We start from the raw sequence: 306 nt of genomic DNA, 5'->3' as shown, positions 1-306 counted from the left end.
GGCCCGAAGCGATAGGCGCCGCGCCAGAAACAAATGGCTGCAACGACGAGCAACACTCCCCAGATGACGGACAGCGGATAGGCGAAAAACCGCTTGAAATCGGAGGCAGAGCGCTCGTAGGTCCGGCCCTCATCCGCCGGTTTCTTGCTATCCAGAGGCAAGCCTGATGGATCCAGATAGACCGGCCGCTTCTCGCCCGCTCCGCGCAACAGCGTCACGAGCGACACGGCAAAGGAGGCGTTATCGGCGAGAGCCAGTCCATGATTGTTCAACAGGTCGGGATCCGACAGCAGATAGATGTTGGGG

At 60.5% G+C, this 306-nt stretch carries 1 pseudogene; it reads right to left on the bottom strand.

Going from position 1 to position 306, the window contains the following annotated elements:
* Positions 1-306 (bottom strand): annotated as a pseudogene (locus tag AF337_RS28920) (hypothetical protein); the annotation flags it as partial.

This window comes from Rhizobium ecuadorense (assembly GCF_001187535.1).
In the GTDB taxonomy this organism is placed as follows: Bacteria; Pseudomonadota; Alphaproteobacteria; order Rhizobiales; family Rhizobiaceae; genus Rhizobium; species Rhizobium ecuadorense.
This window is presented reverse-complemented; position numbering and strand designations above follow the sequence as displayed.